Source organism: Psychrobacter sp. K31L, assembly GCF_017942195.1.
Taxonomy (GTDB): domain Bacteria; phylum Pseudomonadota; class Gammaproteobacteria; order Pseudomonadales; family Moraxellaceae; genus Psychrobacter; species Psychrobacter glaciei.
The window spans coordinates 57,393-75,050 of record NZ_JAGKSC010000004.1 but is presented as its reverse complement, the minus strand read 5'-3'; the positions used below and the strand labels follow the sequence as shown (position 1 = coordinate 75,050).

At 44.6% G+C, this 17,658-nt stretch carries 13 protein-coding genes; 6 read left to right on the top strand and 7 right to left on the bottom strand.

From position 1 onward, the window contains the following. Positions 1–38 precede the first annotated feature (38 nt). Positions 39–1,373: a fatty acid desaturase family protein gene (locus J5X94_RS07970; RefSeq protein ID WP_210540879.1), complete on the bottom strand. Its 1,335-nt coding sequence runs from the start codon at positions 1,371–1,373 to the stop codon at positions 39–41. 525 nt (positions 1,374–1,898) lie between these two features. Then, a complete protein-coding gene (locus J5X94_RS07965) occupies positions 1,899–3,203 on the bottom strand; it encodes a flavin reductase family protein (protein WP_210540878.1) in 1,305 nt (434 codons plus the stop codon). 515 nt (positions 3,204–3,718) lie between these two features. Between J5X94_RS07965 and ettA the strand changes: the two genes are divergently transcribed. Further along, positions 3,719–5,380, top strand: a complete 1,662-nt coding sequence (ettA, locus tag J5X94_RS07960; RefSeq protein ID WP_010200887.1) for an energy-dependent translational throttle protein EttA — start codon at positions 3,719–3,721, stop codon at positions 5,378–5,380. 113 nt (positions 5,381–5,493) lie between these two features. Here ettA and plsB read toward each other — a convergent pair whose 3' ends face one another. Further along, complete coding sequence (gene plsB / locus J5X94_RS07955; RefSeq protein WP_210540877.1) at positions 5,494–8,271, bottom strand: glycerol-3-phosphate 1-O-acyltransferase PlsB; 2,778 nt, start codon at positions 8,269–8,271, stop codon at positions 5,494–5,496. A 293-nt stretch (positions 8,272–8,564) separates the two neighbouring features. On the opposite strand from plsB, the gene ybaK reads away from it, so the two are divergent. Both ybaK and J5X94_RS07945 read left to right on the top strand, forming a co-directional pair. Beyond that, entirely contained in the window at positions 8,565–9,053 is a 489-nt protein-coding gene (gene ybaK / locus J5X94_RS07950) for a Cys-tRNA(Pro) deacylase (protein ID WP_210540876.1), read from the top strand. A gap of 70 nt (positions 9,054–9,123) precedes the next feature. Next, positions 9,124–9,498, top strand: coding sequence for a 5-carboxymethyl-2-hydroxymuconate Delta-isomerase (locus tag J5X94_RS07945; RefSeq protein WP_210540875.1), 375 nt, complete (start codon positions 9,124–9,126; stop codon positions 9,496–9,498). Positions 9,499–9,724: 226 nt separating this feature from the next. On the opposite strand, the gene J5X94_RS07940 is transcribed toward J5X94_RS07945, so the two are convergent. Both J5X94_RS07940 and J5X94_RS07935 read right to left on the bottom strand, forming a co-directional pair. Then, on the bottom strand, positions 9,725–10,201 hold the full coding sequence (locus J5X94_RS07940; protein WP_210540874.1) for a hypothetical protein: 477 nt from the start codon (positions 10,199–10,201) through the stop codon (positions 9,725–9,727). A gap of 142 nt (positions 10,202–10,343) precedes the next feature. Beyond that, on the bottom strand, positions 10,344–12,164 hold the full coding sequence (locus J5X94_RS07935; protein ID WP_189583358.1) for an acyl-CoA dehydrogenase C-terminal domain-containing protein: 1,821 nt from the start codon (positions 12,162–12,164) through the stop codon (positions 10,344–10,346). 405 nt (positions 12,165–12,569) lie between these two features. Here J5X94_RS07935 and J5X94_RS07930 point away from each other — a divergent pair, with 405 nt between their 5' ends. Continuing rightward, complete coding sequence (locus tag J5X94_RS07930) at positions 12,570–13,709, top strand: FUSC family protein (protein ID WP_201589564.1); 1,140 nt, start codon at positions 12,570–12,572, stop codon at positions 13,707–13,709. 81 nt (positions 13,710–13,790) lie between these two features. On the opposite strand, the gene aroE is transcribed toward J5X94_RS07930, so the two are convergent. Continuing rightward, positions 13,791–14,651, bottom strand: a complete 861-nt coding sequence (aroE, locus tag J5X94_RS07925; RefSeq protein ID WP_210541044.1) for a shikimate dehydrogenase — start codon at positions 14,649–14,651, stop codon at positions 13,791–13,793. A gap of 376 nt (positions 14,652–15,027) precedes the next feature. Here aroE and J5X94_RS07920 point away from each other — a divergent pair, with 376 nt between their 5' ends. Continuing rightward, positions 15,028–15,702: a hypothetical protein gene (locus J5X94_RS07920; RefSeq protein WP_210540873.1), complete on the top strand. Its 675-nt coding sequence runs from the start codon at positions 15,028–15,030 to the stop codon at positions 15,700–15,702. A gap of 15 nt (positions 15,703–15,717) precedes the next feature. After that, positions 15,718–16,731, top strand: coding sequence for an aminotransferase class IV (locus J5X94_RS07915; RefSeq protein WP_210540872.1), 1,014 nt, complete (start codon positions 15,718–15,720; stop codon positions 16,729–16,731). Positions 16,732–16,887: 156 nt separating this feature from the next. Here J5X94_RS07915 and J5X94_RS07905 read toward each other — a convergent pair whose 3' ends face one another. After that, positions 16,888–17,652: a DpnI domain-containing protein gene (locus tag J5X94_RS07905; RefSeq protein WP_210540871.1), complete on the bottom strand. Its 765-nt coding sequence runs from the start codon at positions 17,650–17,652 to the stop codon at positions 16,888–16,890. Positions 17,653–17,658: the final 6 nt, after the last annotated feature.

The window sequence follows — 17,658 nt, the reverse complement described above, 5'->3', positions numbered from 1 at the left end:
ACAGATAGGCGAAATGTTACCGCTCATTCTTATAACATTTACTTGGCATAAAATAAGGCGTTTTGCACCACAGGCGGTAGATATTTACTTAAGCCGCGCATGAGCGGTTCATCTTTTGGTTCGACAACATTATTTGTATGTGCTGGTAGATTGGATTGCGCTTGCAAGTGTGCCTGCCATTCTTCTACACTTGGTTTGCTAAAATGCTTGATACGACCTATTACTTGTTTGAATTGGCGACCAAACCGACCAGTGTTATAAGACAAGCCATACTTTTGGCAGATTGCCTGTACTTGTGGCGCGATACGCGCGTAATGGCGAGCGGGCATATCAGGGAAGATATGGTGCTCGATCTGATGTGACAAATTACCCGTTAAAAGATGAAACCATTTGCTACCTTGAATATTACTAGAGCCAAGGATTTGACGGACATACCAGTCCCCTTTGCTTTCGTTAGCATCGAGATGGGTGTAGATATGCGCCTGTTCGGTAAAATGACCACAGAATATCACTGCCCACGTCCAGATATTGCGAGCAATATTGGCAGTGAGATTGCCGCTTAATGTACTTATGCCGCTACGGCGCCCCAACGTTACTGCTGCTAAGGCTGGCAGGGCGATATAGTCTTTGCCCACTTGCCGACCGATTTTAGCAAATAAAGCACGAGATTTTTGCTGCATGATGTTATGCAGATCAGGAGAGTCCGCATACTCATCGGTACTGATTTGAATATCATGAAAAGCAACTGCCCACTCAAATCCAAGTGCCAGTCCTGCGGTACTAAGCAAGTTGTAGCGATCTTCTGGCACCCAAGGCTGCTCATCAGTCACTCGAATCAAATGGTAACCCACATCATGATCGCGACCAACGATATTGGTATAAGTATGGTGCAAATAATTGTGTGAATGCTGCCAGAGCGGCGCTGGACAAACGATGTCCCAATCAAACTGCTTGCTATTCAGATGTGGATGCTGCATCCAGTCATATTGACCATGCATGACATTATGACCAAGCTCCATATTGTTTAAGATTTTGCTAAAACTTAATAGGGAAGTACCCAATAACCAAGTCGCCACTATACGTCGTCGTGATGACAGTCGACCTGCTACAGCCAGCAGACCACGCGCCAGCACTTCACTATAGACGACGGTAGTATAAACGCGCTGAATGTAGCGAGCATCCTCAGCACCAAGTGAGTCCATCACGCTCTGATACAACGTGTTTAGCTCAGCAGCCAAGGCTTCTGTACGCGCTTTTGACAATTGCGAGCCGCTCAAGGTTGGATATAAACCTTGCTTTGGCGGTACAGTCGTTAATCCAGAAAATGTAGGCACGGCAGACTGTGCGGTGAACATAGAGGGTAATAAGCGCATAGATAGTCCTTAACCGAGACTGCTTAGGGTGTCAGACGACAGCGTCGGTCCAATGATTCTAGTGAGTTTTAGCATATAATATGCTAAAGAGTTAATCTATCGAAATCTGGTACAAGTTGCGGTATTTTAGTTAGTTTACCTAGGGCATGTCATCAATTAGCACATTGATACATTTAGTGGTCTTAAAATGGCTAATAGTGGTCTTAAAATGGCTAAATTTTGCCAAACATCGTCAGCAATCTTGTCAATATGTTCATATTTACGGCAATTTCTTCCTTGTTTGGCTGCAATTTTTCTCATTTTAAGCCTCACAATCTAAATGATGACACGCCCTAGGGCAGGTCTTAATCAAACAGTAATAATGATAAGAATAATTAATGAGTGAGCGGGGCTTTATTTTTGGTTCACAAAATATTTCAAACGCTTTAAAACCGTTAATAAGGCGGTATAAACACTTCGAGTCTATCTATAAAAAATATCTATGAGTCTCTATTAAAAATAGCCGCTTAATAGAAGCAACAGGCTTTATACATCTAAAATAACTTCTGTCATTGGTATATTGATACAGGTCTGAATAGATTCATAACCATTGCTGCTCACTTTGCCCGTTTGGATATTTTTGACGACCCCGCTTATTTTTTGGCAGCGACACAGCTGGCATATTCCTTGTCTACAACCATAGCTCAGCCGTATGCCTGCTTGCTCAGCCCCTAAAAGCAACGTGGTGCGACTACTAAACTGCTGCTGTCGCCCGCGTAAATATACCGTTTGCGCTGCTATATCTGCCGTTTTGCTCGACTCATCTGTGCCAACGTTCATATCAGCATCGGTCAATGCCGTACCAAAATGTTCGATAATCACGTTGTCTCGTAGAGAGTGCTTGTTAATTAAGCTCTCCTCATCTGTTGGCGGGCTTAGTGTGTCAAGGGCGCGGTAAAGTCCTGATAATAATGAGGATGAGCCGCAAGCGAATATCGTCGACTCTGCTAATGATAATGGTAGCAGTGATAAAGTTGCTGCGTCTAAGTGTCGCGTGCCTGCTAGCTGGCTACTGTGGTTACTTGGATCAGTGGTATTAACCATATAATAAGCAAAGTTGGGATAGGTGGTAGCTAGTCGTTGCCAGTACGCTTGAAAAGGCGCTCTTGCCAATGTCGAACGATAATAATATAGCAAAGTAACGTGACGTCGTTGTGTCAATGCTTGAGTAATCAACCCTAACATTGGGGTAATACCGCTACCACCAGCGATAAATAAGAGGGGCGACTGCTCAGAGTGTGGCAGTCCACTTTTTTGTTTGGCTAATTTTTCTGATGTATCCGCTAAGGTAAAGTCACCGCTCGGAACGCTACTATTAAAGATCGAACCAAGTGGCGCTTGTCTGGTCAGATAGTCCGAAACCAGCCCTTGCGATTTGATAGCAATAGTGACGGTAGCATGTAGAGTGTTGCTAGCGCGATCCTCAGTATTATTGTCAGCGTTATTAGCAACGCTATTGTCTACAAGGTTCTTAGTGAAAATAGCATCATGTAAATTTTTTGGCTGAGGAAACAGCCCAACCAGCGAGTAACTGCGCTGGTGATTGATGCCATCGATAGGTACGGTCAAATGAATATATTGACCACCTTGCCAGCTATCATTGACCGAAAATGCCTGTCGTTTGAACGCCTGATTGACTTCAAATTGCAGCGCAATCAATTCTTCGTTGAGCACCTGCCGTGCCACAAGGCGAAGTTTGGGTGTGGTCAATGACCAAAACGGATGCAGGCGTGACCCAATAAAATCAACGAACGCGCGTTGGATAATCTCAGGGCGGTAGCCGGTCGTCATAGAATACCTTTTATCATATGCTTTTCAATCATTGTAAAGTCGTGCATTTGACTGCTCGCTTAACTGCTTTTGCCGTCGCTTTTATCAGCATTTATACATATTAGAACAGACAAAAGAACTCTACAATTATTGAAATATTTTATTAAGAATATCTAATATCTTAACGGCTATTCATTAATTTTGCGAAAAATTTGCTGCAACTTTTTGTGGGGTTTATAAAACAGAAGCGTATCAGGGTGATATGATTACTGTTCAAACTAGGGCTTATACTGACTATTATAGGCTGCATTTAAGCAAATAATCTTGTGCTGATAGGTGCAAAAACTCGCGCTTATAGGTGCAAAAATACGAAATCAATGCCAAAGAGTGCTAAAGCCATCTACTAGCTTGCAGGGTATGCGCCACAATGCGATAATGGCCTATAATTTGTAACCCTGATTTTGAGGTGCAGCACGCTTGGCATCATTGCTAAGTATGATTTGCTTGCCTCTTCTATGCAGTCTATCGGAGTGTTAATGGCTCAATATATTTACACGATGAACAACGTGTCAAAACTTGTTCCACCTAAGCGTGAAATCCTAAAAAATATCAACCTATCGTTTTTTCCGGGTGCCAAAATCGGTGTACTCGGTATCAACGGCTCAGGTAAATCAACCCTGCTACGCATCATGGCAGGCGTGGATACAGAGTTTAGTGGCGAAGCACGCGCGCAAACGGGCACCAAAATCGGCTATTTGCCGCAGGAACCACAGCTTGATGACAGCAAAGACGTACGTGGTAACGTCGAAGACGGCATGCGCGAAGCGTTAGATGCGCTCGCTCGTTTAGATGCTATCTATGCTGAATACGCTGAACCTGATGCAGATTTCGATAAACTTGCTGAAGAGCAAGGCAAAATGGAAGACATCATCCAAACATGGGATGCCCATAACTTAAGCACTCAGTTAGAAAAAGCCGCTGATGCCTTACGTCTGCCGCCATGGGATGCAGATGTTAGTAAACTGTCAGGTGGTGAAAAACGCCGTGTGGCGCTATGTCGTTTGCTATTATCACGCCCTGATATGCTATTACTTGACGAACCGACCAACCATTTGGACGCCGAATCTGTCGCATGGCTTGAGCAGTTCTTGCAGAACTACAGCGGTACTATCGTTGCTATTACCCATGATCGCTATTTCTTGGATAATGTCGCGCAGTGGATTTTGGAGCTTGACCGTGGCCATGGCTATCCGTATGAAGGCAACTATACTGAGTGGCTAGAGCAAAAGAATACGCGTCTAGAGCAGCAGAATAAGCAAGAAGAATCTTTTGCTAAAGCACTGAAAAAAGAGCTTGAGTGGATTCGTAAAAATCAAAAAGGCCAACAAGCCAAGTCTAAATCTCGTGTACAGCGTTTTGAAGAGTTGAACTCAACAGAGTTCCAACAGCGTAATGAGACGGCTGAGATTTATATTCCACCTGGTCCACGTTTGGGTAACAAGGTTATTGAGATTAATGACATCTCTAAATCATTTGGCGATCGTTTGCTCTATGAAAACCTAAGTTTTAACGTCCCAGCAGGTGCTATCGTCGGTATCATTGGTCCAAATGGTGCGGGTAAAACCACGCTATTTAACATGATTACTGAACGTGATACGCCAGATACTGGAACCGTTGATTTGGGTGAAAGTGTCAAAGTCGCTTATGTTGGTCAGGTACGTGACAACTTAGACGATAGCAAAACCGTTTGGGAAGAAGTGTCTGACGGCCTCGACATCATCACTGTTGGTGAATATACCACGCCAAGTCGTGCTTATATCGGTCGCTTTAACTTTAAAGGTTCAGACCAGCAGAAGCATGTCGGGCAGTTATCTGGTGGTGAGCGTAACCGCTTGCAACTGGCGAAGACGCTAAAGCAGGGTGCGAACGTCTTGCTCCTCGATGAACCATCAAACGATTTGGATATCGAAACCTTGCGTGCGCTAGAGGATGCGATTCAAGTATTCCCAGGTACCGTCATGGTCGTGTCGCATGATCGCTGGTTCCTTGACCGTATCGCCACCCATATCTTGGCGTTCGAAGAAGAAGGCCCTGTTTGGTTCGATGGTAACTACTCTGAGTTTGAGACCTACCGTAAAAAGACCATGGGTGATGCTGCCACTCCTAAGCGTATGAAGTATAAGAAGATTACGAACTAATACGGCTGTTTAGTATATTGCAATCCAATAAAAAAGACCTCTAATCGTTAGAGGTCTTTTTTTGTGCTTCATTTACTTAAGATAACTGGTTATAAATCAATTCCAGCTAGAGATTAGCGCTTGCGCCCAAATTTACGCTGCTTTTTATTACTAATCTCAGTAATCGCATGGGTAATTTCCTCTTCGTCTAAGCTGGCGACTTGCTGCAAGATTTGCATCATGTCAGGCGTTAGCACGTATTTGGCATGATGCGCAATGTCATGAATACGGTGATCAAAGGTCAGTATGCCCGTTTCATCATCTTTTTGTAGATAGTCAAGGCGAGTCAAGGCGCTAATAAAGCTAGTAAATAAGGCGCGGTCAAAGAAGTCAGGAATGTCATCCGCATACAGCACAGACAAGCGCTGACCGAGCAAGTGGCACAGATCAACGACTTCGTTTTCAGTCAAGTTGCCAGAACCTTGTTGAGCAAGGAGGGCAAGCGTCATAAAGTAACGTTCAAGGCTTTGCTCGACTGGCGTCGCAAGTACTTGTAGCTGCTGATAGCATTTGCTATTGGACTCGGGGACGCTAAGTACGCCATCACCCAACTCGACGATCAGTCCATGACTGAGCAGATTATCTACTTTTTTGTTGAGCGTTTCGGCTAAGCCATGTGCTGGATAATATAAAAACAGCTCACTTTGTAAAAATGGATATAACTGCTCGGCAATATTATCCAAACGACTGCGTTCGATACGTCCATTGCGCGCGACTAAAGCGGCTAGGAATGATAGCAGAATAAAGACATGTAAAATGTTATTACGGAAGTAGCTAAGCAGTGCTGCTTGCTTGTCTGCGACCTGAATGATGTCGCCTAAAATATGCGGAATACGTTCGATCAGTTTGAGCTTGACCCCGTAATCGATAATCTGCTGCGGGCTCATATCAGTGATGACCGTATCCTCTGAATAAGCCAGCTGCTGAGCAAGACCTTGATAGAGCGCGATTTGCTCACGGCAAATATCTTCATCTAGTGCTGCTTTGGGAGCAGACAGAAGCACTAATGATAGTAACGATACGGGATTGACCACCGCAGCTTTATTGATATGCTGCATGATTTTTACACCGATGTTGTCGACCATGGCGCTGGTTTTGACATCGAGTGGGGTATCAGTGCGATCAGTCGGTAAGCTATTGGCTGCCACATCGAACTTTGTCATAAAGTCGCTAAGGTGAAGCGGTTTGCCAAAACTTAGATGGACATTGCCAAAGATGCGCTCAATTTTACGACCAACTTTGAGTAAGCCGATTAAAGATTCAGACTCTTTTGGCTTGCCTTTTAGTTCGCCCACATAAGTACCGCCTTCCATAATCCGCTCATAGCCGATGTAAGTTGGAATGAATACCACTGGCTTATTGGTTTGGCGTAACTGGCTGTGTACAGTCATCGCCAGCATGCCCATCTTTGGTGGTAGCAGACGACCTGAGCGTGAGCGACCGCCCTCGATGAAGTATTCGATTGGCGTATTACGAGTAATAAGCGTATGCATATATTCGCGCAACACAGCGGTATAAAGCGCATTACCACGGAAGCTACGACGAATATAAAACGCCACCGCTCCGCGTAATAGTGGACCTAAGACGGGCACATCTAAGTTATCACCTGCTGCAACGTAAGGGATGCTCAGACCACGCTTGTAGATAACGTAAGACAGTAGCAGATAGTCGACATGACTACGATGACAAGGCACGTAGATGATTTCGTGATCTGTTGCCAGCTCGCGCACTCGCTCAAAATGATGGACTTCTACACCGTCATAAAGCTGTGTCCATAACCACGTCAAAAATCGATCAAAGACACGAATAATCGGGTAGGAGTAGTCATTCACCATTTCATTGGCATAGCCCTTCGCGAGGCTACGGGCGTCACGAACATTGATCCCCGATGCTTCGGCCTCAGCTTCTATCGCATGCTTAATCGCTGGTGAATAGACCAGCTTATCGACCAAGTTGCGTCGATCTGATAAATCAGGACCGAGCATACTGGCGCGCTGCTTGTCTAGGTAGATTTTGAGCTGTTGTTGCAGCATGCGCACCATCTCACGATTGCCATCGGCAGCCGCGACCAACGCATAACTTGGTACGGTATCCGCCTCATTGGTGCCATCAGTAGTAGAATTGACTGAATCAGTGGCAACAGAATCAAAGACAGCTGGACCTTCTACGTGTCCTTTAAGATTGTCATTAATAAGGGCACGCAAGTCTTGCGGTGGATGGAACTGGACAAAGGTATCGCGTCCCATCACCCCAATATTAAATAACTGCTTGGTAATGCTGGGATCTTCCCAGTTATCAGCCGTTAAAAGCTTAAAGAGGGAATCTTCTTTCTCAGGTGCGCGTCCCCACAGTATAGATACAGGCACCAGACGCACTTTTAGCTCTGGATACTGTAAAACAGCAGACACCAAACGAGAAAGGCGCGGCGATAGCTGACTGTCTTTGGCATGGGGATGATGCAAAAATATGATGGCCGCATTTTCTTTAACATTATGGGCGACGTCATTTACCCCAACCAATGCTGGTGGCAGATTGTGCTCTTGCGTCTGCAAATCGATCAAAATACTGTTGGAGCGCGAATAATCTTGCAGCACATAAAACCTTAGCGTCTGATCGTCAGTATCAAACTCTGGCAACTCACCCAACAGCTTCGGCTTAACAGCGATATCGAGCAGTTGACCTGATACCTTGCGATATAGCTGATTGATGGGCGCATTCGAGTAAGGCTTAGTCGCAATTGCAGCGTCATCGGTTACTGCATCGCTGCCTGTCGCTGACTGGCTATCGGTCGCGACTGGCGCTTTAAAAATCCGTTTTTTTAGGAACTTATTCTTTAAGAAACTGGGTATCATAATGGATATCAAAATTAGTAAATTGTATTGCCCTCATGATGCCATAAAAGCCATCAAAGCGATATATTGTGTCTGTATATACTGCTAATATTAATACGATTTGGTGACCATTTCGAGAGTTAAATACTGGGTGAGATGCTTAGTTATTTGAAGTATAAAGGCTTTAGCGCAATGATATAGTGGCGTAAACTACTACTAAATATCAAACTTTAGATCGCTATCGGTTGAATTGAGGACACGCCCTAATCTTTACTCTCACTTATTTCAATTAAATAACCATAAGTTAAATACCTATGACTCCTGCTATCAAACTTGCCAAACAGCGCGGCCTTGATTATCAGCTGCACGAATATACTCACGACAGTAATGCCGCTTCTTATGGATTGGAGGCTGCCGAAAAACTGGGCATTCCAGTAGCTCAAGTGTTTAAGACTTTGGTGGTGTCCACTGACAATGGCTCACTGGCAGTGGCTATTTTGCCAGTGGACAAAATGCTGAGCTTTAAAAAAATGGCCAAAGCCTTATCGGCTCATAAATTGATGACCTGCAAAAAAGTACAAATGGCAGACCCTAAGCAAGTCGAACGTAGTACAGGTTATGTACTGGGCGGGGTCAGCCCCCTTGGACAAAAGAAGCGCTTGACGACCGTCATCGATATGTCAGCTGAACAGCAGCCAACCATTTATGTGAGCGGCGGTCGCCGTGGGTTAGAGATTGAATTACCACCGACACAATTGTCTACCACTCTTGAGGCCTGTTTTGCTGATATTACCGATGACTAATGGTTAAAGTCAGGCTTGATATGGACACTAAATTTTCACTCATTATTCACACTTCTTTAAGGATAGACTCATGCCGCATTTAACCATTCAAGTGACGCCTAACGTCAGTATTGCTCATGAAGAATCATTGCTCAAGTCTCTCAATAAAGTGCTATGGGACAGTGGTCAGTTCAAACAACAAACTGATATCAAAGCACGCATCCTACCCATCCAAACATTTCTGGTGGGTGTGGAAGATGATGAGCAGGCCAATGGATTTATTTACGCGCATCTAAAAATGATGACAGGACGCGATATTGCCGTTCGCAATCAGTTGGCAGAGCTATTGGTCGCAACGATAGAAGATCAGTTGAGCGCCGCGCAATCGGGACGTTCAGCATTGCAGATATGCGTGGAAATTGAAGAGATTAGTGTGGTCTATCATAAAAAAATGCTTGGTGACTAGGGCGTGTCATCAATTAGCACATGAATACATTTAGTGGTCTTAAAATGGCTAAATTTAGCCAAACATCGTCAGAAATCTTGTCAATATGTTCATATTTACTGCAATTTCTTCCTTGTTTGGCTGCAATTTTCCTTATTTTAAGTCTCACAATCTAAATGATGACACGCCCTAGTATTAGTAATCAATGTTTGCCGTGCGCCTTACCGTTACTCGTATTTTAATAAATCTACAAATACTCGCACAGTGACTCGCTGGCATACTTAGGTAAGACAATCACTTCAACGCTATAACCTGCCGTTCGACCTTGGGTGGCCATTAGATTACGAGCAATGCGCAATCGATAAGTCCCCGTGACAGGCAAGCAGCCTTGATAAATGATACCGCCTTTGGTGCCATTTTGTGTGCCATTGGGCATATGCAGCACACCGACATTGGCAGTCTCAGACGTACCAGCAAGTGGTGCAATATTAATGATGGCATATTGCCAACTGTTGGCGTGAAAACGATACCAGTGCTCGTCTTCATTGGGCTTTAGCTGACCAGTTACCGTGCTACTAATAGCACCTTTAGCAAACTGAATAGGGGTGTCGCTACTTTTAGCCAACGCACTATTCGCGCTAACACCTATTAATGTGGCACTCAACAACAGCATTTTTATCACTCGTGCGGTTAATAAAGTGCTCTTGTTATGAATGGAAAACATCATTATCTCCTCACTGAGTCTGTCATCTATCTATTATTTCCAGATCTAGTATTCTCTGACTTTTAGTTAAGCATAAAAAAACGCCTAAATAATAGGCGCTTTTTTTATCAATGATTGATTAATTTGTTTTTAAACTTAAATCTTAATCTAAGAAAGCAAAGTTTTCGATTTTCATGGCAGTCATGCTGCTGCTTGGCGCAACCATACCTTCGGCGTGACCTGAGGTACGTGGCAACAGTTTATCGAAGTAGAACTCAGCAGTTTGGATTTTGGCTTTGTAGAACTCTGGTGATTCTGTGCCGCCATTTTCAAGCTTGTCATAAGCGACAGCCGCCATACGTGCCCAGTGATAACCCATCATGACATAGCCTGAGTACATCAAGAAATCGTCTGATGCTGCTGAGATGATTTCACGGTCTTTACGAGCCATTAGCATCAAGCGAACCGTTAAGGTATTCCACTCAGCACAAAGCTTGGTCAATGCCCAAACGAATTTACGCATGTCTTTATCAAGTGCATACTCGCCACACCATTTCATGATGCTTGAGGTGTAATCACGGATGATTTTACCTTTAGACTGCAAGATAACCTTACGACCGAGCAAATCAAGTGCCTGAATACCAGTCGTACCTTCGTACATAGTAGCGATACGAGCATCACGAGCGATTAGCTCCATGCCCCACTCTTTGATATAACCGTGACCGCCATATACTTGCTGACCGTGTTTGGCCGCTTCAATACCTAGCTCAGTTAAGAAGCCTTTGAGGATAGGCGTATAGAAGCCAAGTTTATCATCCCATTTTTCAAATTCTTCATCATCGCCATTGATGATGCCTTGTGCCATTTTATCGGCATAGCGGGCTGAATGATAAATCATTGAACGACCGCCTTCAGCAAAGGCTTTTTGGGTCAATAGCATACGACGGACATCGGCATGATGAATGATAGCATCAGCAACTTTTTCAGGATCTTTCGTCCCTGATAACGTACGCATTGAGCGACGATCTTTGGCATATGGTAGGGCGTTTTGGAAAGACAGCTCGGTGTGCGCCAAACCTTGGATGCCAGTACCGATACGAGCGGTGTTCATAAAGGTAAACATGGCTTTTAAGCCTTTGTTTGGCTCACCAATGAGGTAACCGACCGCATTATCAAAGTTTAGGACGCAAGTCGCTGATGAGTTGATGCCCATTTTGTGTTCAATAGAACCACAAGAAACGCCATTGCGCTCGCCACTTTCGCCTTCAGCATTCGGCAGAAATTTCGGTACGATAAACAATGAAATACCACGTGTGCCTTCTGGTGCGTCCGGTAGACGTGCTAGCACAATGTGAATGATGTTATCTGTTAAGTCATGCTCACCACTTGAGATAAAGATTTTGGTGCCGCCCAGCTTGTAGCTACCGTCATCTTGTGGAATGGCTTTTGACTTTACTTGACCCAAGTCAGTACCACATTGTGGTTCAGTCAGACACATGGTGCCTGCCCAAGAGCCTTCGACTAATTTATGTAGATAAGTCTCTTTTTGCTCATCTGTACCATACTGTAAGATGGTGTTGATACAGCCTGTAGATAGACCAGGATACATTGCCCATGGCCAGTTCGCCGTACCGATCATTTCAGCTTTGATTAGGTTCAATGAAGTCGGTAAGTTCATACCACCGTATTGTTCAGGATAAGAAATACCTTGCCAACCGCCTTCTACAAACTGGTCATAAGCGTCTTTGAAACCTTTAGGGGTTGTGACTACGCCATTTTCAAAATGACAGCCTTCTGCATCAGCTGGCTGATATAAAGGTGCCAAGACGTTTTCGGCAAAATCTGCCATACCTTGAAGAATCATATCAACGGTTTCAGGGTCAGCGTTTTCGCCATTGTCTAAGCTTTTATAATGCGTTTGATAGTCGAACACATCATTTATTAAAAACTTGATATCACGTAAAGGTGCTTTGTAAGTTAACATAGTCGGTCTCTTTGGTTAATTCGCTGTCGTAGACTTAGGATTGAAAACCAGAGTTTATTCGAGCGGATGTTTGCTTATTTTGATACAAATGAATGATATTGTAGATGGTGAGTTAAACTTATTAAAATATCGTCTGTGATGACTGTCGCTAAGTGTTACTTAATAAAAGTTAACTATTATGATAGTTATCCAAGTATAAGACTTCTATAACGACAAATATATAACTTATAACTAATATTCATAATTCGTATTATTATATATTAAATTAAGTTATGTGTTGGTAAAATATTCACGCTTAAATAATAGCATTACGAGTCATTTTCATTCAAACATCATGCAAACTAAAGTAAGAAAGACAGTGTTCCATCAATCGGCGCAATGTCGAGGCAAGAGGAAAATCGATTTATGAGCGCATCAAAGCGTAAGGCAAGTTGGATAACTTGGCTGGCAGAACGGTTTGCCTATATTAAGTCGTTAGTGTTGGGTGAGCTGCCGCATTTGTTAACCGTTAATCGCAGCAAAAGACCATGGCATATGCCGATTATCGCTGCCATTGCCATTAGCTTCCCCGTGTTCGTCGGTGCTTATTTTGATGCTTTGTCTTCAGGTATTAAGGCTTCGCTGGGGGCGATGATTATCCTCAACTTGCCGTTGTCAGGCACACTACCGTATCGTTTGGTGACGGTCATGGCGTGGGGATTTGCCATGGTGTTGAGCTTTGCACTCGGACTGATCGCTCAGCAAATACCTGTGCTCAGATTGCCTGTATTTGCATTGCTCGCTTTTGCCATCGTCATGTTGGGTCGTTACTATCGACAGCCGCCACCGGCAGGATTGTTTGTGATGATGGCAGGGGCGATCGCGTTATTTATTCCTGTGCCGTTGGCGCAAGTGCTATCAGCAACAGGGCTAGTGATGTTAGGTGGTGGCATGTCGATGTTACTAGCGCTGTTATATAGTCTGTTTTTATTAGCGACGCGTCCTACTGTGCCTGCGCCCGTTTATCTTTATGAATCGGACATGATTAGCGACAGTCTCATTGTGGCCAGCTTTGTGAGCTTGGCATTGGCCATCGCGATATTGCTAAAGATGCCTTATCCCTACTGGGCGGCTGTGAGCTGTTTTATCATTATTCAAGGCATGCAGCTACGCACGATGTGGATCAAACAAATGCATCGTTTACTCGGTACATTAGTGGGAATGGCGGTGGCGAGTTGGATGCTGTCGTGGGGTCTATCGATATGGGGCGTTGCGATCGCTATTTTTATAATGATGCTCTGTATCGAGTCATTAGTCGATCGTCATTACGGCTTGGCAGTGGTATTTATCACGCCGTTGACGATATTTATCGCTGAATATGGCAGCATGTCGCTGGTGCCGCCCGTCGCCGAGGAGATCATTCGTGTGCGTATGCTTGATACTACGATTGGTTGCGTGGTGGGGCTTAGCGGTGGTCTGGCCATACACTCAAGCCGTTTGCGTGTGCCGCTACGACAAATAGAAGCTTGGCTGCTCGCGCGTTTTGGTCAAACAACGAAAGAATAAATGAAAGGCGCATGACAAACTTGTCTGATTCGGCTTCATACGCCTTTGTGGTTCAAAGCAGCATATAAATGACGGTCTGATTTATTTGTCGTTGAGAGCTTTAGTGGCTTGTACGACATCAATACTGTGACTCGTCCAGCGCTCAAAGCTTAGCGCCGCTTGTCCGATAAGCATGCCGTAGCCGTCTGAGGTCTGCGTCCCACGTGCCGAAAAATGCTCTAAAAATGGTAGAGTGCGACCATACATCATGTCGTAAGCATATCGTGTGTTTAGCGTGTCGTTCAGTGGCAAGGTCTCGCCCGATAGACCAATCGATGTCGCGTTAATAATAATATCAAACTGTCCACTCAACTCGCCAGTCGTACAAGTGGTAATCTGCTGCTGACTAATAGACGTACTGGCAGCGCTAAGCTCGCTGACCAAGTCGGTGGCTTTGCCCACTGTGCGATTGGCAATTGTGAGTGTTGCGATACCTGCTTGAATCAAAGGTAATATTGCCCCGCGCGCGGCACCACCAGCGCCAATGATGGCAACGCGAGCACCATCCAGCGGCCAGCCTAAGCTAGTGATATGATTGATTAACCCTTGCCCATCGGTATTATCGCCGTACAGCGCCTCTGCTATTGGCGTGCCACTGTTTAATAGTGCTTTATTGAGCAGGAGTGTATTGACCGCACCAGCGACTTTGGCGTGCTCTGATAAGCCACCACGCGCCTGACAGCACACATAAGCGACTTGTTTAAAGGGAACCGTCACATTGGCACCCACACCGCCACCATGAAAAAATGCCTCGACGACCGCGGCAAAGCTGGCTGCATCATCGGGACAATACTGGCGTTGATAGCGAATATCAATGCCTGCTTGCGCCGCAAATAGCGTATGTATTTCAGGAGATTTGCTGTGGGCAATCGGATTGCCAATAACGATAAAGTGCTGGGTCATAAATAAATAGTCCGCTGGCAGTAAGGGCATGAAGGAGTCAGATTGATAACCGTTCAAACCCATTCATCATAAGGGATAACGCTATGTTTGACAAATAGGGCGATCAAGCGACAAATACACGATTGAACATAGGGGTTTAAAACGTGAGGTCTTTAACAAATCTGTACTGTCTGGGAGCGGTATCCGTAACGTAAAGGGTAGTCAAGCGTTCAGCAGTTGGGTAAACTAGTGAGCATAAAAATCGATATCAATATGCGCTAGTAACTGCTAGGTTATCACCAAGCTTTTTAATAAAACATTCTTCATTATCAGTGGCGTATCTGCCAGCTCGTTAATACTATTTTGAGATCAATCTAAAAGTGTGAGTACATTGTCCATGTTGAATAATAACCTACAAACCCTGATGGTCAGTATGATAATGGCAGTTGGCGTGACGTTGAGTGGCTGTGATAGCACCAAAGAAGACGCCCAAGATCCAGAGGCTGGCGCGGCAACCACTAGCGAGCAGACCGCCACAGATACTTCTACGCAAACCGCTCCGACTGACACGGCTGATTTAGATGGCGCGACTGCTCAGCAAGGCACACCAGTAAAATATGATGTGCTGGCATGGGGCGCTGACCAAGTAGAGCCGCTCACGGTTGATGAGCTAGATGGTATCAAAGCGACCTTTGGTAAAGTGGTGAGTACCGACGAAAACAGCCTAGACTATGCCAGTAATCCAGCTTCTAAGTATCGTTTTATGAATACCGATGCGCCTTATTTAGATATTATCGATTCCGAAAAATATCTGGAACTTGGCTGGTATTATGCCAATCCAACCGACTCTGATAAAGAAAAAGAGCTGAGTCAAAATCATGCCAAAAAATCCTATATGCTAGCGCGTCAGCTGATGGGTGATGACGGTGGCAAAGTGCTCGCTGATATGCTGAACGGTCAAATTATCAAAGATAAAACCATCGGTGGGCAAAAAATAGAGCTGGCGAAATGTGAGTTTTATAGTTGTATGCTGGTGCTTAATAAAGCGGCTGCTCAAACAGACAATAGCTAAATGGTGGGAGCTATCATGCCGCCGTCTAACAGCTGGATACGTCTGCACCCTCTAAGCGAGGCTAGCGATGACGCAGCAGTAGCAGCGTTAACAATGCCATTAGACAATCGCGGACTGGCATACGGTGATGGCTTTTTTACTACTATGGGCGTCATCGATGGGCTGATACTGTGGTCGGATTATCATCAGCAGCGCCTTGACTCTCATGCTGATGCTCTACAGCTCGATATCGATAGCCAAGCGCTATTGGCCACTTTGCAGACACAGGCCAAGCAATTGCAGCAAGGCATGCTTAAGCTTATCGTCACCCGCGCGGCGCAAGATGTCCGTGGTTATGGTTATGCGCCAAGTACGTCCGGTAGTGCTTGCGAAGTTTGGCTCAAGTCTTCCGCCATGCCTATCGCCACTGCTGAGCAGCTACGGCTATCGAATGGACGCTTAGTTCCTCTGCAATTAATGACTTCTGCCACTTGCTTGTCTTCACAGCTCGCCTGTCTACCGCCACCGCTTGCCGGACTTAAAAGTCTCAATCGCCTCGATAATGTGCTGGCAAGCGCTGAGCTACAACGCGTTAAAGCCCAAACATTAAAATCCAATCCCTTCTTATTAGCCAATCATTTATCAGCCAGTGTCGAATCCAATATCGGTGAGGGGCTGCTGCGTGATATGAGCGGGCACTGGGTTGAAGGGACGATGAGTAATGTGTTCTATCAATTATCAGAACTGCCATTTGTAAAGTCTTCCAATCCTCCACGTCTTCAAAACAACAGCAATTATCTGAGCACTGGTCAATGGTATACGCCCTCTATGGCGCAATCGGGCGTCGCTGGCGTGATGCGGCAAGTGCTTATCGCTGGCTTATCCAGAACAGAACAGCCAGTCATCATTAGGTCGCTATCAGATGAGGATTTACCCCATTTAAGCCAACTGTTCTTTTGCAATGCGCTACGCGGTATTATGCCGATGAGCAGTTTGAAGTTATTGTCGGGTGAAGTGGTGGGTTTTAAAAGTCAAAAAAATATCGACTAAATAAAGCCGTTTATTCTCGCGCAAAAATATTAAATTTAGTATCAATGAAATCATCGGGATATAACACAACCTCTTCATTACGATACATATCTTGCGCTTTTAATAGTGCTTCTTGCTCGTTTTTTTTGCACCAAATGCTACGATGTTCTCCAGCAATTAGTACAACTTTCTATACTGACCACGACCCATAAATTCGATAATGCCTTTATCGCGTAATACTTGTAGTTGCTGACGAATTTTATCTTTAATGTGATTGTTTTCGAGATGTTTGAGCTTTAACTCATCAGCAAAAGCATAAACTTGATTGAGAGAAAAATTAGCATCTAGCCTATCGATACACTGCCAAACATCTAATGTCCAGCCACGTGATGTGATAGATTGCTCGCGTAAAAACAAGGTTTTCTGAAATTGCTCGGTGACATTATCGCGTGGTATGACTTGCTGGTCTTTGACCAAAAACACTTTCCCCGACTCAGGCACTTTGCGCAAATCAATATTGCAACCAACCCAACCATCGCGTTTGGCAGTGACGGATAATGGTTTGCGCTTAATAATCATGTGCGGCTGAAAGAATTGTTTGGGGATGATTAAAAAATTATTCACCCTATATTCTTGAGAGTAGGTCAAAAAGAAAAAACTGGGATTATTATCGCTATTGATACGTTCAATCATAGTGTCATAAGCGCCATCATTAATAATGTTGCTTAATTTTGCCTTTTTACTTTTTAGCTCATACTCCTCATGACAGTTTGAGCAATAAAAATCAGCGACAGGTTTGCCGTTCGTAAATTCAACCAATGGCTCGGCACTACAATTAGGGCAATAGCTTTGGTTCGCAACCCAATCTTCACTGAGCACACGAATCCTTTGGGGTTCAGACTGATAGTTTGCAGCGAGAGGTTGATTGAAATGTAGATTCATAATAAG